Raw genomic sequence first — 20,349 nt, forward strand, 5'->3', positions numbered from 1 at the left:
CCAGCAACGACGACCCACCCATCACCAACTAACCGCTGTGGCTGACAGCCTGCGGCGTAAATATGGCGAGGCTGCGGGGGTGGAGGGTCCGCACGGACCGGAAGTGGGTCCGTGCGAACAGCCCGTTCCATCAGAAACAATGGTCACGGCTCGGTTCGTCAGTCCACCTTGACGCCGGACCCGAGGGTCCATTTCTGGTTGGCGCCTCCGGTGCAGTTCCACAACTCCAGGCCCGCACCATTGGGGTTGGCGGCCCCGGTGACGTCAAGGCAGAGCCCGGACTGAACGCCGGTGATGGTGCCGTTGGAGTTGACGTTCCACTGCTGGTTGGCGCCGCCGTTGCAGTCGTAGATCTCCACGTGCGTACCGGCGGTGGCAGCGCCGCCATGGGCGTCGAAGCACTTGCCCAGCACCTTCAGCGTTTTGGCTGAAGAGCTGTAGGTGATCTTCTGGTTGGCGCCGGCGTTGCAGTCCCACACGTCCAGCTGAGTGCCGTTCACCAGGGTGCTGTTCGGATCGTCGGCGCAGCGGCCGGAGAGGCTACTGGTCAGGTTGCCGCCGACTGGAGTCGAGGAGCCGGACGGGGTGACTTTGAACAATGCGGATTCGTGGGGGGCCAGACTCCGGCTGACGGAGTTGGTGAGAGTTTCGTTCGACTTGCCCCAAAGATTGCGCACCGTGGCGGTGCCGCTGAACCCGAGGTCGGAGAAGTTGGCCGTGACCGTCTCGTTGCCGGCCCGGTCGGAACGGTTGAACAGCGCTACCGTATAGCTGCCGTCCGGGTTCTTCTGCTTCGTGGCCCACACCTGCAGATCATTGTTGTTCGAGATCTGGCCGGCCACCACGGAGTCGGTCTGGTTGACGTTGGTCACCTCCGTGTTCTTCAGCATGTTGAGGTCACCGGCGTCCAGGTTGGTCAGGTCGCTCCCCAGCATCATCACCGACCTTGTGATCGCCCACAGAGTGATCACGCTCTGCCGTTCATGCACGGTCAGACCATTGTGGTCACCGTTGCCGACCTCGATCGAGTCCGGGTCGTTCCAGCCACCCGGACCGGCGTACTGCCCCCATTGGGCCAGGCTCGCCCAACGCGGCCCGACATTGCTCCAGGTGGTGAGGGTCGAGCAGTAGCACTCGATGTCACCTCCCGTCCGCCAGCTGTTGGAATACTGCTGCCAGGTCTTGATGTTGTTGATGTCCAGGGTGTTCGACAGGCCGAGGTGGATGGTGCGGCCGGTCTGGTTCAGCGCCTTCGACCAGGCGATGACGTCGTCCTGGTCGCTGGTGTGCACACCGTCGATCTTGATGTAGTCGACCCCGTAGGAGGCGAACAGGTTCGCCCACGAGTTCACGAACGCCTGTGCCGCGGTGGGGTTCTTGCTGTAGTCGATGAAGTACATGACATCGCCGAACCCGCCGTAGTTCGACTCGAAGGTCGAGGTGCTCGAGACGATGTCCCGTGCGTGGTACGGCGTCCCTTCGATCGGAGTGTTCTGGTCGTACGCAGCCTTCGAGATGCCCGGCGTCACGTACATGCCGAACTTCTCACCCAGGCCGTGGATGAAGTCGCCCAGGTTCTTCATACCGTTCGGGAATTTGGCGGTGTCGACGACCCAGCGACCGTACTGATCGACGGTGGTGCCGGGGTTCTTGATGTAGTAGTCGTCCAGGTTGATGTACTGGTAACCGGCAGACATCAGGCCCGAGTCGCGCATTGCCTGCGCCTGGGCCTTGATCTTGGCCTCGGTCGGGTTGTTTCTGACGAAGCTCCAGCTGCTCCACCCCATCGGCGGCGTCCGCGACGCACCGTTGTCCTGGGCTTGCGCGGGCGTCGAGCCCGTCAGGGTGGATAAGAACAGCGAGGACGCCAGGGCAACCGTCGCGACGAGCGTGCGCTTGAACATGTCTCTCCTTGAGTCGATTTACTTCGCGTCAGGAGTGTCAGACTGTTTCGTATTGAGCCCTGTTGTTTGATCTGGTGTCAATACATCAAACCGAGTGGACTTGATCGCACAAATTCAATCAGTTCCAGGGGCGGGTCGTCGTTGCTGGTCAGGTGGGCGCGGTGGTGGTGATGTTGTTTCAGTGGTGGTGGGGTTGGGCGGCCGGTATGGGTGGGGGCGGTGCCGTACGGACCCATGCAGGACGTGGCCGCGTCGCGGGGTGCAGGTGAGGTGGCGGCCTGGCACAGGCCGACCACGCCCCAGGGCTCCGGAGTACTGCCTGGCTGCCCCGCCACAGTCGGTCGAGGACCTCTCGTCGCCGATCGTCCACCACCAGCACCGCTTGGTCGTCGGCGAGTTCACCAGCTGTCCAGGCGGCGATCCGGTCGCGGGCAGTGCCGTAGTCAACGGCCGTGGGACAGGAAGTACTGCAGCCGGTGGGGGCCGGACCGTCCGAGTGCCTCGGCCAGGGTCCGGCAGTTGCGAGTGTCGTGCTCCACCGGCATCGCCTCGGTCACGTCCCGGGCCACTGCTTCGCCGAGACCGGCCTGACCATCGGATCTGCTTGACGACACCACGAATTCAACCTCAGTAGGCTGCTCACGGGACCGATTCCGGTCGTGAGCGCCACCGAACAGACGCGGCAAGCCGGGTTATCGACATCGCTGCCGACGTCACCGGGCGCGGGGATCACCAGCCGGTCATCAGCAGGTGGTTCAGAAGCAGGGCGAGCGCTGCTTGCGCGGTGAGCCCAGCGCTGGGGCGGGTGAGGAAGGCGCAGGGGCCGGTGAGGAAAGCGCAGGCCGGAGCAGCCACATGGCGAAGGGAAGCCAGATGCGCTCCGTCTCCGCCTTGCTCTTCCCGGACAGGTCGGCTGCAGCAGGGCCATGACGGCGGCAGCCGTCAGGAGAGCGAGGCGGCCGGTTGCCGAAGTCGGGTTGCGCGGGCCGTCCGGGCGGGTGGCGGAGTCGCCCGGCAGCTTGACGAGTGCTGTGCCGACCCGTCGCAGGCCGCGGCCGTCGCCAGGCCGGTGATGAGTACGGCACACGCGAGGTTCGCCCACACCCAGTAGCCGTAAGGGCGGGTGCCGCCCATACCCTGGTGGTAGCGGACGGCCAGCAGACCGTATGCCTCCCACCAGTCGAATCCTGCGGGGTGGAACGAGATTCGACACGCCCCCTCTCGATCCCAGCGGGCCCCTGAGCACGAGCACAGGACAAGGTGCGGGTCGAGGGCCTCAGCATGGCGGTCGCCAGTGGGAGCACCACCAGCCCGGCCATGGTTTCCCCAGGTCAGCGCACTCGCCCGCGCGGTTTCAGCGGAGTGGTGGGCACTTCCGGGGCGGGCAGGCGGCCACCGTCGTAACCGTGCACCTCGCCGAACCGCGAACCCTTCTCCCAGTCGTTTCGCGCCTGTACGATCTCGTCACCGGATCGGCCGACGAAGTTCCACCACATGACGATTTCCTCGGCGAACGGCTCGCCGCCGAGGAGCATGAGTCCGGCGTCGGAATCCGCGCGCAGGGGCAGGTCTGCGCGGCCGCAGCCGAGATAGAGCATGGAGCCGGGGAGTACGGGCACCCCGTCGACGTGGGCCTGGCCCGACATCGACAGGACCGCGTACTCGAAGTCCGGGTCGAGCGGCAGGCGGGTTTCGGCGCCGGCGGCGAGGGCGAGGTCCGCGCCGACGATCGGGGTGTACGCGGTGCCGGGCGAGGTCGCTCCGTCGAGCCCTCCGAGAATCACCGTGGCGGTGAGCCCCGGAGCCGTCACCGAGGGAAGGTCCGCGTGGTGCTGGAAGTGGGGCTCGACGTTGCGGTGGGCCTCCGGCAGGGCCACCCAGAGCTGGGCACCGTGCAGAAGCCGGGCGTGACTCTTCGGGCTCTCCTCCGAGTGGCTGATGGCACGGCCCGACGTCATCAGGGCGAGTTCCCTCGGCCGTACGGTCGTGAGGCTTCCCAGGCTGTCGCGGTGCAGGACCTCGCCCTCGTGCAGCCAGCTCACGGTCTGCAGCCCCATGTGCGGGTGGGGCGGCACCTGCATGCCGGGTTCGTCCGCGATGTCGTCGGGGCCGTAGTGGTCGACGAAGGCCCAGGCGCCGATCATGCGGCGCCCGAGGTTGGGCAGCAACCTGCGGACTTCGGTGGACTCGCCCAGGCGTACGTGGCGCGGAGTGAGGAGTTCACGCACCGGTTCGGCCACGACGAAGCCCCGTCCTCCGCAGATGGACAGCGTGGCCCGGCGATCGAGGTTGCTCATGGTGGTCAACCTATTGCGCGTCGGCTGCGCGGGAGGCGCACAGGCACGACCGCCACTTCGCCAATTTGGTGGAATTTTCAACCATCGGGTGGTGTTGTCGCGAGCACACGGACGGGAGGCCTTGAACGGCCGCCCCGCCGGCGGCAGAGGAGGAACCCATGGACGAGAGCTACTACGAGTTCGGCACGGCCGCCGACCGGTGGAACCGTGCGCAAATGTTCTTCGACACGAAGGAGTATCTGACCGCGGCGCGCATTCTCCGCGGGCTCGTGGACGAGGTTCCCGAGCAGGTCGCCCCGCGTCTGCTGCTCGCCCGCGCCTACTACCACTCGGCGCGGCTCGGCAAGGCGGAGGCGGAGCTGCGGATCGTCCTGGAGCGCGACCCGGTCGAGGACTACGCGCGGCTGCTGCTCGGGCGCACCCTGGAGCGTCAGGGCCGGCGGGAGGAGGCCGGGCCGCACCTGCGGATGGCCGCCGCTCTCAACGGCGACTTCCCCACCGACTGAGGCCCCCCGGACCGGTGCCCAAACGCCGGTGACGTGTGCGGCCGGAGAGAAGTCTCCGGCCGCACACGCGCGAGTGGGTCAGCTCACCGCCCCGGCGGGATGGGGAGCGCCCTCGTGGGACTCCGCCCCCCGTCCCCGCGAGGGAAACAGCAGGCGCTCGGTGAGGGCGCCGAAGATCAGCCCATAGCTCACCCAGAGGGTTGCCTGGACCGCGAGGGTGGAGAGCCGGAATTCCCAGAGCAGGGTCGCCGGGAAGTCCGCGCCCACCTCGTCGTACGACGGCAGGAACACGTATGCGAGTCCGATCAGCAGGACGTACCCCGCGGACGCGGCGATGGTCGCGTTCCAGTTGCCGAGGCGCGGGGCCAGCCTCCTCCCGCCGATGACGGCGGCGACGGCGAGCAGCACGCTGAGCGCCACCATGAGGAAGAAGAGCCCCGTGCGCTGACCGATGGTGTCCGGGTCACCGACGGCCGGCGGGTTGGCCGGGTACTTCAGGAACGGTACGAGGTACACGGTCAGCAGCGCCGCCCCCGCCACCAGGGCCGCGGTGGCCCGGGCGCCGAAACTCCCGATGCGGCCGAGGGCGTAGCAGAAGACGAGGGCCGCGATGCCGCCGACGGCGACACCGAAGACGAGGACGCCGGTGGCGAGGCCGCCGGTGGCCTGCATCGTCCGGCCGACCAGCTCCTCGCCTCCGTGATGGTCGTGACTGTGGGCCTCTTCCAGGGCGATGGAAGCGTCCACCCGGGACTCACCGAGGAAGTAGGCGACGAGGAGCGCCGCGACGCCCGCGAGAAGGCCCGCGAGCATGCCGCGGACCAGGAGCGCCCGGACTGATATGGAGTTCATGAGAGTCGTCCCCCGGGATGCCTAGTGGCAGGGGAAACCGAGAAGGTGACGGCCGTCGTGGACCCACTCGTGCACGGCCTCGCCGGAGATGAGGGAGGTGGCACCCTGCTCCGCGCCGACGAAGTAGAGCAGGACGAGCATGAGGATGCCGAAGAAGACCGCCCACGGGGCGATCGCCTTCAGCGAGATGGGGGTGACGGCGGGAACGCCGGTCGCGGGTGCGGCAGTGTGTGCCATGGCAGAACCTCCTGAGGGAACACGCGTCCCGATCGTGGTGCCTGAGACGACGGTGCCGGGTCTGACTTCCCGCAGGTACGGGTTCACAGTGGCGCGACCGTGCCGGATTCTCAACCGGACTTCCGTTGCCCCGTCGTCATGCTCGTCAGACCATAGCGTCTGCGTTCGGGCGCCGCCATGGTGCGATGCGCCACCCACCCCCGACACACCTTCGGCATGCGGCTGTTGAGGATGAGGGAGACTCCGGGGATGACCCTGCGCTTGACGTTCGTCTCACCGGCGCTCGGCCCCGCGCTGCGCGAGGCCAGGTTCGCCGGTGACTGTGCCGGTGGGGGCCCGATCGACGACGCGGGCGAACGCCGTGCCCGGGCCGCCGCCTCGGCGGTCCCGGACGCCGGGCTCCATCTGTCGGGCCCCTCGGAGCGCTGCCGGCGTACGGCGCAGGCGCTCGGCCTCCGGGCGACCGCCGAACCTCGGTTGCGGGACTGGGAGATGGGACGCTGGCGGGGCCTTCGGTTGTCGGATGTGGCGGCGGACGAACCGGACGGCGTCGCCGCCTGGCTCGGCGACCCCGCTGCCGCACCGCACGGCGGCGAGTCACTGCTCGCGCTGATCGGGCGCATGGGCCGCTGGCTGGACTCCCTCACCGGGGCGGACGGGGCCACGGCCGCTGCCGGGGAGGCGGACCCGGGCGGGGTGGGGCGGATCACCGCGGTCGTCGAGCCCGCTGTCGTACGCGCGGCGGTCGTCCACGCGGTGCCGCTTCCTCCGACGGCGTTCTGGCGCCTCGACGTGGCACCGCTCTCCCGCATCACCCTCAGCGGGCGCTCCGGTCGCTGGAACCTCTCGCTGGGCGCCCCACTCTGACTTCCGCCCTTCGGGTGCCGATCCGTCAGCGCCGGTCCCCCGTCAGCGCCGGTCTCCGGCCAGGTCCGCGGGGCGCCCTTCGGTCGGCTTCCTGGTGGCCGCGATGTGCGGGGCGGGCGCCGGTGGGGGCGTTCCGGGCTTCCGTTCGGGGGCGACCTGCTGCGCGGGAGGGGGGACCGTGGCCGCGTGCCGCGTGGAGGAGGCCGGCGCGGCCGGGGCCTGGGGAGAGACGGACGCGCCCGCGGGCTTCCGGCGGACGCCGGTACGGGGCGCGGCCGGGGAGTACACCGGTACGCGCAGCAGGGCGACGACCGCGATGCCGACGGTGGCGGGCAGAGCCAGGCCGACCGCCGGATGGAGCACATCGGTGTGGATCAGCGTCCCGGTGGCGGCGCAGGCCGCCGTCGCCAGGATCAGGGTGACCGCGGCTCCCCGGGGCGTCAGGCGCAGGCGGCGCAGGCGGTGGACGGCGTGGTCCTGGGCCGGCGCCAGGAGGGGCCGGGCCGCCTTCCGCCGGGACAGCAGCACGAGGACCAGGTCGGCGAGGGCCACCGTCATCAGCGCCGGTACGGAGACCCACGCGGCGCTTCCGGACGGTGCTCCGGCGAGCAGCAGCAGAACGGCCCCGGCGAGCAGGAAGCCCGTGTAACGCGAGCCGCAGGAGCCGTAGAAGACACGCGCGGGCGGCCAGTTGTAGGGCAGGACGCCGGACACGGAGGCGGCCACCACGGCGAGCAGCAGCACGGTTCCGGGGTGGTGGTCGGCCGCCGCGCACGTGAGCAGCCCGGCGGCGAGGACGACGGTCACTCCGGCCGCGGTGCCGTCGGAGCCCTCCAGCAACTGGAGCGCGTGGGTGAGGACCACCATGAGTACGGTTCCGAACACCGCTGCCACCGGGGAGAGTCCGGAGAACGCCGCGACGAGCGCCGCCAGCACGGTGTGGAGGACGAGTTCGGTACGGGCCCCCACCGGGCGCAGCTCCTTCACCAGTCCGAGCACCGCGACCGCGGCGGCCGCGGCGAGCAGGAGGCGCACGCCGGATCCGGGCTCCGGAAGGCCCAGCCGGGGCGCGGCGAGCATGACGCCGGTGGTCGCCATGACGACCGCGACGCCCGTACCGACGGTCCGCCGGGGCCCTCGGCGCCCGCCCTTCGCCGCGATGACCGGGGCAAGACCGCGGACGACCGCGGTGAGTGCCACGGTGATCACCAGCGCGACAGCCCCGGAGATGATGACGCCGACCACGTTCACCCTGCTCTGCCTTTCCTCGTTCCTGGCCCCGTGGCGTCCTCCGCCGAGCGGGACAGCCCCGCACGGCACCCTCGGAACGCGTTGCCCGGGCGGCGCACCGCGCCACCCGAGTGGAGTCGTTCCACAACCTAAGGTGTACATGTCGGGATATGCCCCAAATAACACGCAGAGGGGCATTTTGATTGGAGTTCGAAGAGAAACCGAACAGGTGGACACCTGACCCGATGACTACGGACCGGCCCCGACCGGTACACCCCGCTCGGGGTGTACCGGCTCACTGACCGGGAACGGCACGCACCGGGTGCTTGCTCATGATGGAGACCCGGTTGAAGGCGTTGATGGCGACGGCCACCCAGATCACGGCCGCGATCTGGTCGTCGGAGAGCGTCTCCCGCGCCAGGGCGTAGGAGCCCTCTTGTTGCGCGGCGTCGGCGGGGTTCGTCGTCGCTTCCGCCAGGGCGAGGGCGGCGCGCTCCTCTGCGGTGAACACCTCGGTGTCGCGCCAGGCGGCCAGCACCCCCAGACGCCGGGCCGTGTCGCCCGCGCGCAGTGCGGCGCGGGTGTGCACGTCCAGGCAGGAGGCGCATCCGTTGAGCTGGGAGACCCGGAGGTTGACCAGTTCCACCAGGGTGCGGCTCAGCCCCGCCTCCTCCGCGACGGCGCGAACCGCGCCGGAGGTCGCCACCAGGGCGTGGTACGCCTTGGGGCTCTGCTTGTCGATGTAGATCCGGCGCTCGCTGCCGGCCGTCCGGGTGCTGGTCACCCGTGCCTCCTCAACCGGGGCCGTCGCCCCTGAACCACCCCGCGCGCCCGGACGGGCGGCGGCTTACTATGCAGAACATGATCGTTGAACATGAAAGCACCTTTGAGGGGGGCGGGGCGCCCGGCACGGGCGGAGTCGGTCCCGGCGACGGGCCCACCCGGCCCGAGAAACCCGCAGAACAGGGCGGTCCGGCCGAGCCCACCCGGGTGGAGGTGCTCACGCCCCGGGACGTTCCCCTCGGTGGCCCCCGGGCGATGACGGTCCGGCGCACCCTGCCGCAGCGGGCCCGTACGTTCATCGGTGCCTGGTGCTTCATCGACCACTACGGCCCCGACGACGTCTCCGAGACGGGCGGGATGGACGTGGCCCCGCATCCGCACACGGGCCTGCAGACGGTCAGCTGGCTCTTCAGCGGCGAGATCGAACACCGCGACAGCCTCGGCAGCCACGCTTACGTGCGCCCGGGCGAGCTCAATCTCATGACCGGCGGCCTGGGGATCAGCCACACCGAGGTCTCCACCGCCGCTACCACGATCCTGCACGGTGTCCAGCTGTGGGTGGCCCTCCCGGAGAAACACCGGCACGCCGGCCGCGACTTCCGCCACCACGCACCCGGAGCGGTGCACGTCGAGGGCGCCGTCATCAGGGTGTTCCTCGGATCGCTCGCCGGAGACACCTCCCCCGTGCCGACGTTCACTCCGCTGCTCGGTGCCGAGCTGGTCATCGAACCCCGCGTGACCGTCACGCTGGACACGGACGCCGGGTTCGAGCACGGTGTCCTGGTGGACCAGGGGAGCATCCGCATGGGTGAAACCCTGCTCGGCGCCGCCGAGTTGGGCTATGCCGGTCCGGGGTACCGCACGGTGACCCTGACCAACGAATCGGACGCCCCCGCCCGGGCCGTACTCGTGGGCGGAACGCCGTTCGAAGAGAAGATCGTCATGTGGTGGAACTTCGTGGGCCGCAGCCACCAGGACATCGTCGAGGCACGCGAAGCGTGGGAGGCGGCGTCGAGTCGCTTCGGTCACGTGGACGGCTACCCCGGCGACCGTATCCCCGCCCCCGCCCTGCCGAACGCGAGCCTCGCGCCGCGGGGCAACCCGCCCCTTACCGAAAGGCACTCCATGACCCTGCCCGCCGCCACTCCGAGCGTCCACCACGTCGACGCCAGGCACCGCTACGAGATCCACGTCGACGGCGTCCGCGCGGGACTGACCGCCTACCGCGACCGCGGCGAGCAACGCGTCTTCTTCCACACCGAAGTCGACGACGCGTTCGCCGGCCAGGGCCTGGCGTCCGTCCTCGTGCAGCAGGCGCTCACCGACGTACGGGCCTCGGGCCTGCGGATCGTGCCGGTCTGCCCCTACGTGGCGAAGTTCCTCACGAAGCACACGGAGTTCGCCGACATCACCGACCCGGTCACCCCGGAGGTCCTGGAATGGCTGGAGGCAGCCCGCTCCCACTAGTACTGCGTTTACGGTGATGCAGTACCAGGCCGCAGGCCGTCCGGCGCGACCCGGCCCGGAGTCCCGGCCGCCGCGTCGCGCCGGCGCGCTTACGGCGTCAGGCGGGGCGCAGCTCGAACCAGTCGAAGGCCGCGCTGCCCCGGGTCGCGTACATCCCGATGACCCGGCCGGTGAATCCGCCGGCGACCTCGGTCGTGAGGTAGCGGCCGTCCAACTCGGCGAGGATCTCGAAGTCCCCCTGTTCGGTCTCGTATCCGAGCCGCAGGGTGTCGGGGGCCCCGACGCGGAGGCCGGTGACGGCCTGCGGGTCGTCGGCATCACGGAACGTGACGGTGGGCGGCAGGGCGTCGGCTGTGGTCACGTCGATCCGCAGCGTCAACGGCCCTTCGGGTACAGTTCGTTCCGCGACGGCTTGGCGCACCGGGCCGATCCGGGCGATCGCCCGCACGGTGTCGCCCTCTCGCTCCACCTGGAAGTGGTGGGCCTCGTCGAGGCGTACGGCGAGTCCGCCGCGGCCGCCCTCGGCGACGTCGATCCGGGTGCGCGCGCCGCACTCCGGGTCGCGCTGGCGCTGCCCGACGAAGACGGCGCCGGGCCGGTCCAAACCGTCCGCACGGGAGTTGAGTACGACATGCCCGGGCCTCGCGCCGAGGTCGACCGCCTCCGGGTCCCGGCGGCGCAGGGTCACCCAACGGGGGGCGAGCGCAGGAGAATCGAAGTCGTCGCGGTGCGGCTCCCCGGGCCACGGGTGTGGAGTCAACCCGGGTCGCTGGGAGCGGAGTTCGACAGGACCCGGCAGCGGCCACCCGTCCTCCCAGCGCACCGGTGCCAGGAAGGTCTCCCGCCCCATGCCGTGGAAGCCGGGAGTGTCGCCCCGGGGGCGGGTGCCGAGCAGCACCATCCACCAACTGCCGTCGTGGGCCCGCACGAGGTCGCCGTGGCCGGTGTTCTGCACCGGGTGGTCCGTACTGCGGTGCGAGAGCACGGGGTTGTCCGGATGCGACTCGAAGGGGCCCGGCAGCGTACGGGCCCGGGCCACCGAGAGGGCGTGTCCGCGTTCCGTCCCGCCCTCGGAGAGCAGCAGGTACCACCAGTCGCCGACCCGGTACAGGTGCGGCCCCTCGGGGTACTGCAGCCCGGTTCCCGACCACATCTCCACCGGCTCGCCCAGCGGTTCACCCGATGCCGGGTCGATGCGCACGCCCTTGATCCCGTCGCGCGAGAAGAGGCACCAGCAGTCGCCGTCCTCGTCCCAGGCCAGGTCGGGATCGATGCCGGGTATCGCGACGGGTACGGGGTCCGACCAGGGGCCGGCCGGATCCTCGGCGGTCACCAGCACCGTGCCGGCGCCGCCGACCACGGTCGTGATCATCCAGAATCGTCCGTCGTGGTACCGCAGAGTGGGCGCGTACACACCGGACGAGGAGGGCGCGGTGCCGGCGAGCTCCAGCTGTGCGGGGCGGTCCAGGGCGTGGCCGATCAGCCGCCAGTTCGTGAGGTCGCGGCTGTGCCAGAGCGGCACCCCCGGTACGTACTCGAAACTGGACGTGGCCACGTAGTAGTCCTCGCCCGCGCGACAGATGCTCGGGTCCGGGCTGAAGCCGGGTATGACGGGGTTGTCGAAGTACGCCATGTCCATCCTCGGGGTCGGGCGGTGGGGCGCGTCCTGCCAGGTCGTGGGGGTGCGGACGTGCGGGTGTCGCTCCTGCATGGTGCCCCAGGCCCTCACCCGCCCCGTGCCCGGCCGCCCCCGTCGGCCCGGGAGAGCGGGGACGTGCCCGCCGCGACCGTGTCTGCGGCGGGCACGTCCTCAGAGGGGAACGGCCAAGGTGCCTCCGCCCCTCCGGGACGGGGTCAGCCGCCGATCGTGCTCTGCGGGCCGGCGTACTCCCTGAGCAACGCGGGCACGTCCTTCGCCGCGTCCAGGGTGTACGCGTCATAGGTGCTCGGGGCGAAGGTCGTCCCGGCCGTCACCTGCTTGCCCGCGCAGTTGACCATGACGCTGCCCGACTGGGTCAGGGACGCCGCCGAGGTGTCGATGTTGAAGGGATTGGCGACGTTCTCGAAGTAACTGTTCTCGATGGCGGTCTTCGAGGCACCCCGGGACAGGTTGCCGTAAGAGGTGACGTTCTGGAGGTAGTTGTTGTAGTCGATGACCGTCTCCTGACCCGCGGGAGGGGCTCCGCGAAAGACGGGCGGTCGGTTCAGCCCTCCGTGGCCCTGTCTTGGGCGGCTTCCTCCCGCGCCAGGCGCTCGCGCTGGGGCAGCACGGTGTACCGGGGGTCCTCGGCGGAGGCGACGCCGGCCGCGAAGACCCCGAAACGGGTACAGGCGGACCCGGCCAGCAGGGCGCAGCCCCCGAGGACCGCAAGGGGCTTCGCGGCTCGGCCGGGACGTGCGGAGACGAGCGCGCCCGCCGCGCCCACGACCGTGAGTGCTCGGGCCGTACGGAGGAGGGTTCCGGCACGGCCTTCGCGCCAGGTCTCCGCGACGAGGCCGAGGCGGCGCTCGGCGGCGGCGCTCGCGGCCAGGTCCGCCGCGGCGGCGAGCACGGCGGTGCGGCGGGCGGGACCGGTCTCGGGCACCGGGCCGAGGACGAGGGCCATGCCGGAGGCGGCTGCGGTGGCGGAAGCCGCGAAGAGGTAGGGCAGTTCGCGGTGCGCCCCGTGCCAGGCCGGTACGGCGGTGTCCGCGGCGAGGACGGCGGTGTACGAGGCGACCGCCGGTCCGGTGAGCGCGGCGGCGACCGTGGCGGCCGCTCCGGCGCGGGGGAATCTTCCGCCGACCGCGGTGAGGGCGGCGACGCCGGCCGCCGGTCCGTAGAGGCCGAGCAGCCAGGAGCCGACGCTCATCGGTGAGGTGGGCTTGAAGACACGCAGCATGTTCGTGAACCGCTCGGGGCGGCCGAGGTCGTTGACGAGGGCGGCGACGGAGAGGCCGATGGCTCCGAGCGAGGAGACCTTGAGGGCCGTCGCGGTCGTGGTCCGGCCGGTGACGTGGGCGCCGGCGGCCAGCACGGACCCTGCTCCGGCGAGTCCGCCGAGGAAGAAATACCCGGCGATGTCCCGGGCGGACCAGGAGGGCGCCTTGATGACGGGCCTGCCGTAGTAGGAGCGGAACTCGGCCCGGGGCACCATGAGTTCCTCGCCCCTGCGCTTCCGGCCGCTCTTGCGGCGCGGTCCCTCTGTGTCGGCTGCGGCGGTCATCGGGGTCCTCTTCCGAAGAGTGCGGACAGATGGCGTACGGGTGAGCGGCCTCCGGGGGGCCGGCCCGGGAGAGCGGGCAGGGCGTGCGCGGCGCCCACGGCGGCAAGCAGTGTCAGGGCGGCGGCCCCGGCGTGTTTCCACATGGCGGGCAGGTCGCGGGTGGTGACGACGGGAGCCGGGGGCAGTCCGTAGACCTCCGGATCGTCCAGGAGAAGGAAGAAGGCGCCGTCGCCACCCACGCCGTCGTCGGGTTCGTGGCCGTAGAGGCGCGCTTCGGGAACGCCCGTCGCGTGGAGCTGCTCGACGCGCAGGGCCGCGCGTTCGCGCAGTTCTTCCAGGGGGCCGAACTGGATGGAGTCGGTGGGACACGCCTTCGCGCACGCCGGTTCCTGTCCGGCGCCCAGCCGGTCGTAGCACATGGTGCATTTGAACGCGCGTCCGTCGTCCGGGCGTTGCTCGATCACGCCGTAGGGGCAGGCGGGGACGCAGTAGCCGCAGCCGTTGCAGATGTCCTCCTGGACGACCACGGTGCCGAACTCGGTGCGGAAGAGGGACCCGGTGGGACAGACGTCGAGACAGGCCGCGTGGGTGCAGTGCTTGCAGACGTCGGAGGACATGAGCCAGCGGGTGGTCCCTGGGTCCGCGGCCTCCTCCCCCGGGACCGTGAGTGGCAGCAGCGGGCGGCCGTCGGGTTCGGGCGGCCCGGTGCGAGCGGGCTTCTCCTGTTCGATGAAGGCGACATGGCGCCAGGTGGAGGCGCCCAGGCTCTGGGTGTTGTCGTACGACATGCCGGTCAGGGTGAGGCCGTCCTCGGGGACGGCGTTCCACTCCTTGCAGGCCACCTCGCAGGCCTTGCAGCCGATACAGACCGAGGTGTCGGTGAAGAAGCCGACCCGGTCCGGGACGTCGTGGTAGCCGGCGTCGGCGGCCGGGTCGCCCTCCGGACCGGAGAGGAGACGGCGGACGGGGGAAGGGGTCGGGCTCCCCCCGCGGGCCGGGGCGTTCTCGTCGGTGGTCATGCCCGCGGTTCCTTTCCGGTGTTCTCGGTGATGCCCGCGCGGCGGCGGTACTCGGCGACGAGTTCCGGCAGGGCCGGCCCCCGCGGCCTGCGACCGGGCCGGATGTCGGCGGTGAGCGCCTTGTCCTCCTGGATGTGGGCGTTGGGGTCCATCGAGATCGCCATGAGCTCGTTGGCCGCGTCACCGGTCACGACTCCGTTGGGGCCCCAGTGGAAGGGCATGCCGATCTGGTGGACGGTCCGCCCGTGCACGGTCAGGGGCCTGATCCGGGTCGTGACCAGGACCCGTGCCTCCACGGCGTTGCGGGCGGTGATGACGGTGGCCCAGCCGCCGTGCTCCAGTCCGCGCTCGGCGGCGAGCTGCGGGGAGAGTTCACAGAAGAACTCCGGTTGGAGTTCGCTGAGGTAGGTCGACCAGCGGCTCATTCCGCCGGCGGTGAAGTGCTCGGTGAGCCGGTGGGTCGTGACGATGTACGGGTACACCTCGGCGCCCGGTTCGTCACCGCTCGGGTGGTAGCGGTTCCCTTCGCGCGCCAGGACTTTGCGGGCCGGGGAGCGGGAGACGCCGGGGTACAGCAGGTTGGTGAAGGGCGAGTCCTGCGGTTCGTAGTGCGTGGGCATCGGGCCGTCCTCCAGCCCGGCGGGGACGTAGAGCCAGCCCTTGCCGTCGGCCTGCATGATGAACGGGTCGTCGCCGCGCAGAGCTTCGGGTCCGGTGGCATCCTCGGCCGGTACGTGTGCCGGGTCGAGGTCGGGGATGAAGTCGGGCACGTCGTGGCCGGTCCAGCGGCCCGTGTCGGCATCCCACCACACGTACGCCTTGCGTTCGCTCCAGGGGCGGCCCTCGGGGTCGGCGGAGGCGCGGTTGTAGAGGATGCGCCGGTTGGCGGGCCACGCCCAGGCCCATTCGAGAGCGGTCCAGCTCTGCTCGCTGTGCGGCTTGCGGCGGTTCGCCTGGTTGACGCCGTCCGCGTACACCCCGCAGTAGATCCAGCAGCCGCAGGAGGTGGAGCCGTCGTCCTTCAGCTCGGTGTACGCGGAGAGCGGCGCGCCGTCCGGTGCGCGGCCGTTGATCTCGGCGAGGACGGCGGTGGCGTCGGGTTCACGCAGCGGTCCTTCGACGGGGTAGTCCCAGGTCAGATCCTGGACCGGCCGGTCCCGGGGGTCGGTGGAGTCCTTGAGGCGCGCCTTGATCCGGCGGCCGAGGTGGTACATGAACCACAGGTCGCTGCGGGCGTCGCCGCCGGGCTCGACGGCGGCCTGGTGCCACTGGACCCAGCGGTTGGTGTTGGTGAAGGAGCCGGATTTCTCGGTGTGCGACGCGGCGGGGAAGAAGAACACCTCCGTGGCGATGGACTCGGTGCGCAGCTCGCCGGTGGCGATCTCCGGACCGTCCTTCCACCAGGTCGCCGATTCGATGAGGGAGAAGTCGCGGACGACGAGCCACTCGAGTCGGGCCATGCCGAGGCGCTGGAGCCGGGTGTTGGCGGAGCCGACGGCGGGGTTCTCCCCCATCAGGAAGTAGCCCTTGCACTCTCCGTCCAGCTGGGCCATGACGGTCTCGTAGGTGCTGTGGGAGCCGGTGAGGCGCGGCAGGTGGTCGAAGCAGAAGTCGTTCTTCGGGGTCGCCGCGTCACCGTAGTAGGCCTTGAGGAGGCTGACGAAGTAGGCCCGCATGTTGCCCCAGAAGCCCTTGTCGGTGCGGCTCGCCGCGATGAAGGACTCCAGGTCCTCGTGGAAGTGGGCGTGTGGCATCGGCAGGTAGCCGGGGAGCAGGTTGAAGAGGGTGGGGATGTCGCTGGAGCCCTGGATGGAGGCGTGGCCGCGCAGTGCCTGGATACCGCCGCCGGGGCGGCCGATGTTGCCGAGGAGGAGCTGGAGGACGCAGGCGGCCCGGATGTACTGCGATCCGACGGTGTGCTGGGTCCAGCCGACCGCGTAGCAGAAGGCGCTGGTGCGTTCGCGGCCCGAGTTGGCGGTGAGCGCCTCGCACACGTCGAGGAAGGTGGCCCGGGGAATCCCGCAGGTCTCCTCGACGAGTTCGGGGGTGTAGCGGGCGTAGTGGCGCTTGAGGACCTGGTAGACGCAGCGCGGGTGGTTCAGGGTCTCGTCCCGGGGCGGCATGCTCTCGGTCTGGGCGCCGCCGGAGCCGTGCGTCTCGGAACCTCCGGATTCCTCGACCCGTTCGTCGTAGCGCTGGTCGGGGTCTCCGGCGGGAGCCTGCACGTCGACGCCCTCGTACTGCCAGCTCACCGGGTCGTAGGTGCCGGTCTCGGGGTCGAAGCCGGAGAACACCCCGTCGAGGTCCTCGGTGTCCCGGAAGTCCTCGGAGACCAGGAACGAGGCGTTGGTGTAGCGCAGTACGTACTCGCGGAAGTCCTTCTCCTCCGTCAGCACGTGGTTGATGATCGCGCCGAGGAAGACGATGTCGCTGCCGGCCCGGATGGGTACGTGCAGGTCGGCGAGGGCGCTCGTGCGGGTGAACCGGGGGTCGACGTGGATGATCTTCGCGCCGCGCGCTTTGGCCTCCATGACCCACTGGAAGCCGACGGGGTGGGCCTCGGCGTAGTTGGAGCCCTGGATCACGATGCAGTCGGAGTGCTGGAGGTCCTGCATGAAGGTCGTGGCGCCGCCGCGTCCGAAGGAGGTGCCGAGCCCGGCGACGGTGGAGCTGTGACAGACCCGCGCCTGGTTCTCGACCTGCACGATGCCCAGACCGGTCAGCAGCTTCTTGATGAGGTAGTTCTCCTCGTTGTCCAGCGTCGCTCCACCGAGGCTGGCGATCCCCATCGTCCGGGCGGTGCGCGCGCCGTCGCGCTCCCACTCCCAGGTCCGCGCGCGGGTTTCGACGACCCGGTCCGCCACCATGTCCATGGCGGTCTCCAGGTCCAGCGTCTCCCAGTCGGTGCTGTACGGGCGGCGGTGGAGGACCTCGTGCCGCCGGGCGGTTCCGGTGGTGAGCTGGAGGGTCGCGGAGCCCTTGGGGCAGAGCCGGCCGCGGCTGACGGGCGAGTCCGGATCGCCCTCGATCTGGACGACCCGGTCATCCTTGACGTAGACCTGCTGGCCGCAGCCGACCGCGCAGTAGGGGCACACCGACCGCACGATCCGGTCGGCGGTGTCCGTTCGGGGGCGGAGGGCGTCGGTGTGCGGCGAGCGGGCGGCGTGGCCCCGTCCGAGTGGGTCGTCGCCGGTGAGTTGCCGGTAGACGGGCCATTCGGTGATCCAGGTACGCAGGCCCATTCGGGATACCTCCGGCTACGGGCTCGGGGCCGGGGCCGCGCCGCCGGGCCGGGAGCCGGGGGTCGGCTCCTCCCCCAGGTTGACCCGGAGCGGCCGGGGCGGCGACCCGGGCGACGGGCCTTCCGGGCGCCTGGGGAAGGTGTGGCGTACACGCGGAGTTGCGGGTCCCGCGGACCGGGCGGGGGCGGATCAGGCCGCCCGCCCCGCCCGGATACCGCTCAGAAGGGTGCCGGACCGTCGCCGCCGACCGTCGCGCTTCCGCTCTCCGCGTCCATGTCGATCTGGGCCGCCCCCCGGCGGCCGTCCGGCATGCGGAGCTCGACGCCACCGCTCTGCACGGCCGGCCAGAACGAGGTTTGCAGGCCGTCGGCGTGGATGGTGCCGGACCAGTGCCCGGTGGCACCCGCGGCGTGCAATACGGCCATCACGGCGGTCTCGTCGCCGTTGATGACGAGGGTGGCGGGGCCTTCGTACGTGTAGGTGTCGGTCATGGATCCAGCCTGCCCGGCGGGGCGGAATCGACGCAGGGTCGTCGTGAAGCCGGGAGGCGGGGACAACGGCCCCGCCGGTGCGTGGCGGAAGGCGCGCGAGCCGTTCCGCCACGCACCGGCGTCCCCACCAGCATCCCCCGGCCCCCTTGCTCCATGCCTGCCGTGGGTCACCTGACGGGGTGAGCGGGGGTGGAGCGGCGCACGATCCGGGCCGGAGGCGCGTAAAGCACCTCCCCCCCCTCGAAACGCTCCCCCGTCCCGCCGGACACCGGCTGCGGACCGGCATGCGTACCCACCCGGCAGGCTCGATGCTGGATGAGGCGTGCACCCCGCGCGCCCAAACGGTCCGGCCGCGGCCGGTGGCAGAGGGAGGTTCCCATGGCGAAGAAGAGCCCGAAGAAGGAGACGAAGGTGTCCAAGGGCGACGACGTCACCTGGAAGAGCCACGGGCAGGACGTCGAAGGTTCCGTCACCCGCAAGATCGACCGACGCACCGAGGCTGCCGGCCGCACGGTGGACGCCTCGAAGGACGACCCCCAGTACGAGGTGGAGAGTGACAAGACGGGCAGGTCGGCGGTGCACAAGCCCGGATCGCTGCACAAGAAGAACGGCGGCTCATGAGCGGCGGGGGCGACAGGGACGACGAAGGTCGTCGCACCGCCGTCGAGGAATTCGGCGAAGCCGTCAACATGACCGCCGGTGAGCTGGAGAAGTGGCTCGGGACGGACGCCTCGCGGGAGGTGGGCCAGAAGGACGACGGGGGCGAGTCGACCGGCCACGCGTCCGGCCGCCGGATCGTCGAGCTGCTGCGCACCAAGAAGGGCGATCTCGGTGAGGACGACCTCGCGCACATGCGCAAGGTCACCGGCTACGTCCGGCGGCACCTGGCGCAGCGTCCCTCGGGAGACAGCTCCGGCACCCGCTGGCGCTACTCGCTCATGAACTGGGGTCACGACCCCGAGAAGTAGTCGCCGCCCCCGCCGGGCGGACGCGCGTCCGCACCGGAGGGGAAACCGCCCGCTCCCGGCTTCGAAGGAGACCCCCGACATGCGCGCACTGGCCCTCGTCTGCACGTTGAACGCCTCGCCCGCCCCCTCCAGCAGCCAGTTGCTCGCCGAGCAGGTCATGGCGGAATTCGAGCGCCTCGGGGTGCCGGGCGAGATCGTCCGGGTGGCCGATCACGACGTCCTCCCGGGCGTGGGGCTCGACATGGGCGACGGCGACGGCTGGCCCGTCCTGCGCTCGAAGGTACTCGCCGCCGACATCCTCCTCGTCTCCACGCCCATCTGGCTCGGCCACCCTTCCAGCCTCTGCCAGCGCGTGCTGGAACGCCTCGACGCCGAACTGTCCGAGAGTGACGAGCAGGGTCGCCCGCTCACCTACGGGAAGGTGGCGGCGGTCGCCGTCGTGGGCAACGAGGACGGGGCGCACAAAGTGAGCGCGGACCTCTTCCAGGGGCTGGACGACGTGGGGTTCTCCCTCGCCCCGGGAGCGGTGACCTACTGGGTCGGCGAGGCGATGCGGGGTACCGACTACCAGGACCTGGACGAGACGCCGGACGCGGTCTCGTCGACGACCCGCACGCTCGCCGCCAACACGGTCCATCTGGCGCGCCTGCTCGCGGATCACCCCTACCCGGCGCCCTGATCGCGGAGATGGCGTCCTGGGCTCCCGCAGGTGGGGGCCGTCACCGGGATGCCCACGGAGCGGGCGGTGGCCCGAGCGCCCTTTCCCGCTCACCGTTGTTTAGTGGGACCTGTTCCCGGACACGCGGGTCTACGTCCCTCCGTGAGGGCGGCGCGAGACCGGCCGGGCCCTCGGAGGCCGGACGCCCTCCGGGACGACGAGCGGAAAGGAACGAGCCATGCCCGCAGGATCGAATGCGAAGCGCGAACGCCAGTACGAGCACATCAAAGAGAGCCAGCAGAAGCGCGGCTCCTCCGAGTCACGGGCCGAGGAGATCGCCGCCCGGACGGTGAACAAGGAGCGGGCCCGGGCCGGTGAGTCGAGGACGGCGAGCAAGACGTCCACGCAGGACAAGAAGTCCGCCCCCCAGCGTGGCGGCGAACGCTCCCACCAGGGTGCGCAGGGGCCGACGAGGGACCAGCTCTACGCGGAAGCCAGGAAGAAGAACGTCGACGGGCGCTCCTCCATGAACAAGGAGCAACTGCGAAAGGCCCTCGGGCGCTGACGCCGTCCCGCTGCCGCGGCACGACAGCGGCGAGCGAATCAGACCATGCCCATCGAT

At 70.7% G+C, this 20,349-nt stretch carries 20 protein-coding genes and 2 pseudogenes; 8 read left to right on the forward strand and 14 right to left on the reverse strand.

Going from position 1 to position 20,349, the window contains the following annotated elements; all coding sequences use genetic code 11:
• Positions 1-158 precede the first annotated feature (158 nt).
• The 4 genes and pseudogenes from ACFYPN_RS23985 to ACFYPN_RS24000 form a co-directional block, all read right to left on the reverse strand.
• Positions 159-1,904, reverse strand: coding sequence for a ricin-type beta-trefoil lectin domain protein (locus ACFYPN_RS23985; RefSeq protein WP_358757607.1), 1,746 nt, complete (start codon positions 1,902-1,904; stop codon positions 159-161).
• Positions 1,905-2,347: 443 nt separating this feature from the next.
• Positions 2,348-2,518 carry a hypothetical protein gene (locus ACFYPN_RS23990; protein ID WP_358757609.1) on the reverse strand — a complete coding sequence of 57 codons (171 nt, stop codon included), beginning with the start codon at positions 2,516-2,518 and terminating at the stop codon, positions 2,348-2,350.
• Between the two features lie 115 nt (positions 2,519-2,633).
• Positions 2,634-3,104: pseudogene (locus tag ACFYPN_RS23995) on the reverse strand (hypothetical protein); the annotation flags it as partial.
• A 131-nt stretch (positions 3,105-3,235) separates the two neighbouring features.
• On the reverse strand, positions 3,236-4,201 hold the full coding sequence (locus ACFYPN_RS24000; RefSeq protein ID WP_358757611.1) for a pirin family protein: 966 nt from the start codon (positions 4,199-4,201) through the stop codon (positions 3,236-3,238).
• A gap of 158 nt (positions 4,202-4,359) precedes the next feature.
• Between ACFYPN_RS24000 and ACFYPN_RS24005 the strand changes: the two genes are divergently transcribed.
• Positions 4,360-4,707 (forward strand): tetratricopeptide repeat protein, encoded by a 348-nt coding sequence (locus ACFYPN_RS24005; protein ID WP_358757613.1) that lies wholly within the window; start codon positions 4,360-4,362, stop codon positions 4,705-4,707.
• A 78-nt stretch (positions 4,708-4,785) separates the two neighbouring features.
• On the opposite strand, the gene ACFYPN_RS24010 is transcribed toward ACFYPN_RS24005, so the two are convergent.
• Positions 4,786-5,559, reverse strand: a complete 774-nt coding sequence (locus ACFYPN_RS24010; protein WP_358757615.1) for a CbtA family protein — start codon at positions 5,557-5,559, stop codon at positions 4,786-4,788.
• A 21-nt stretch (positions 5,560-5,580) separates the two neighbouring features.
• Positions 5,581-5,796 (reverse strand): CbtB-domain containing protein, encoded by a 216-nt coding sequence (locus tag ACFYPN_RS24015; protein ID WP_358757617.1) that lies wholly within the window; start codon positions 5,794-5,796, stop codon positions 5,581-5,583.
• A gap of 249 nt (positions 5,797-6,045) precedes the next feature.
• Here ACFYPN_RS24015 and ACFYPN_RS24020 point away from each other — a divergent pair, with 249 nt between their 5' ends.
• A complete protein-coding gene (locus ACFYPN_RS24020) occupies positions 6,046-6,663 on the forward strand; it encodes a histidine phosphatase family protein (protein WP_358757618.1) in 618 nt (205 codons plus the stop codon).
• Between the two features lie 42 nt (positions 6,664-6,705).
• Here ACFYPN_RS24020 and ACFYPN_RS24025 read toward each other — a convergent pair whose 3' ends face one another.
• Entirely contained in the window at positions 6,706-7,914 is a 1,209-nt protein-coding gene (locus tag ACFYPN_RS24025) for an undecaprenyl/decaprenyl-phosphate alpha-N-acetylglucosaminyl 1-phosphate transferase (RefSeq protein WP_358757620.1), read from the reverse strand.
• A gap of 274 nt (positions 7,915-8,188) precedes the next feature.
• Entirely contained in the window at positions 8,189-8,677 is a 489-nt protein-coding gene (locus ACFYPN_RS24030) for a carboxymuconolactone decarboxylase family protein (RefSeq protein WP_358757622.1), read from the reverse strand.
• Positions 8,678-8,754: 77 nt separating this feature from the next.
• Between ACFYPN_RS24030 and ACFYPN_RS24035 the strand changes: the two are divergent.
• Both ACFYPN_RS24035 and ACFYPN_RS24040 read left to right on the forward strand, forming a co-directional pair.
• Positions 8,755-9,780: pseudogene (locus tag ACFYPN_RS24035) on the forward strand (pirin family protein); the annotation flags it as partial.
• Positions 9,781-9,801: 21 nt separating this feature from the next.
• On the forward strand, positions 9,802-10,143 hold the full coding sequence (locus ACFYPN_RS24040; protein WP_358757644.1) for a GNAT family N-acetyltransferase: 342 nt from the start codon (positions 9,802-9,804) through the stop codon (positions 10,141-10,143).
• Between the two features lie 97 nt (positions 10,144-10,240).
• Here ACFYPN_RS24040 and ACFYPN_RS24045 read toward each other — a convergent pair whose 3' ends face one another.
• The 6 genes from ACFYPN_RS24045 to ACFYPN_RS24070 form a co-directional block, all read right to left on the reverse strand.
• Positions 10,241-11,776, reverse strand: a complete 1,536-nt coding sequence (locus tag ACFYPN_RS24045; RefSeq protein WP_389300976.1) for a glycoside hydrolase family 43 protein — start codon at positions 11,774-11,776, stop codon at positions 10,241-10,243.
• A gap of 221 nt (positions 11,777-11,997) precedes the next feature.
• Positions 11,998-12,141, reverse strand: coding sequence for a hypothetical protein (locus tag ACFYPN_RS24050; protein WP_358764961.1), 144 nt, complete (start codon positions 12,139-12,141; stop codon positions 11,998-12,000).
• A gap of 206 nt (positions 12,142-12,347) precedes the next feature.
• A complete protein-coding gene (gene nrfD / locus ACFYPN_RS24055; protein WP_389300978.1) occupies positions 12,348-13,280 on the reverse strand; it encodes an NrfD/PsrC family molybdoenzyme membrane anchor subunit in 933 nt (310 codons plus the stop codon).
• A gap of 65 nt (positions 13,281-13,345) precedes the next feature.
• Positions 13,346-14,368: a 4Fe-4S dicluster domain-containing protein gene (locus ACFYPN_RS24060; RefSeq protein ID WP_389300848.1), complete on the reverse strand. Its 1,023-nt coding sequence runs from the start codon at positions 14,366-14,368 to the stop codon at positions 13,346-13,348.
• On the reverse strand, positions 14,365-17,610 hold the full coding sequence (gene fdh, locus ACFYPN_RS24065) for a formate dehydrogenase (protein ID WP_389300850.1): 3,246 nt from the start codon (positions 17,608-17,610) through the stop codon (positions 14,365-14,367). The genes ACFYPN_RS24060 and fdh overlap by 4 nt, the downstream gene beginning before the upstream one ends.
• 218 nt (positions 17,611-17,828) lie before the next feature.
• Positions 17,829-18,101, reverse strand: coding sequence for a hypothetical protein (locus ACFYPN_RS24070; RefSeq protein WP_358764911.1), 273 nt, complete (start codon positions 18,099-18,101; stop codon positions 17,829-17,831).
• A gap of 378 nt (positions 18,102-18,479) precedes the next feature.
• Between ACFYPN_RS24070 and ACFYPN_RS24075 the strand changes: the two genes are divergently transcribed.
• The 4 genes from ACFYPN_RS24075 to ACFYPN_RS24090 all read left to right on the forward strand — a co-directional run bounded on the left by ACFYPN_RS24075 (position 18,480) and on the right by ACFYPN_RS24090 (position 20,292).
• The gene (locus ACFYPN_RS24075; protein WP_358764913.1) at positions 18,480-18,722 is read left to right on the forward strand and encodes a DUF2945 domain-containing protein; all 243 of its coding nucleotides are present in this window, start codon (positions 18,480-18,482) and stop codon (positions 18,720-18,722) included.
• A complete protein-coding gene (locus ACFYPN_RS24080; RefSeq protein WP_358764915.1) occupies positions 18,719-19,069 on the forward strand; it encodes a DUF3140 domain-containing protein in 351 nt (116 codons plus the stop codon). The genes ACFYPN_RS24075 and ACFYPN_RS24080 overlap by 4 nt, the downstream gene beginning before the upstream one ends.
• Positions 19,070-19,148: 79 nt before the next feature.
• Positions 19,149-19,748 carry a flavodoxin family protein gene (locus ACFYPN_RS24085; protein WP_389300852.1) on the forward strand — a complete coding sequence of 200 codons (600 nt, stop codon included), beginning with the start codon at positions 19,149-19,151 and terminating at the stop codon, positions 19,746-19,748.
• Positions 19,749-19,965: 217 nt separating this feature from the next.
• A complete protein-coding gene (locus tag ACFYPN_RS24090) occupies positions 19,966-20,292 on the forward strand; it encodes a plasmid stabilization protein (protein ID WP_358764919.1) in 327 nt (108 codons plus the stop codon).
• Positions 20,293-20,349 lie beyond the last annotated feature (57 nt).

It is taken from the genome of Streptomyces sp. NPDC005576, from assembly GCF_042871745.1.
Lineage (GTDB): Bacteria > Actinomycetota > Actinomycetes > Streptomycetales > Streptomycetaceae > Streptomyces.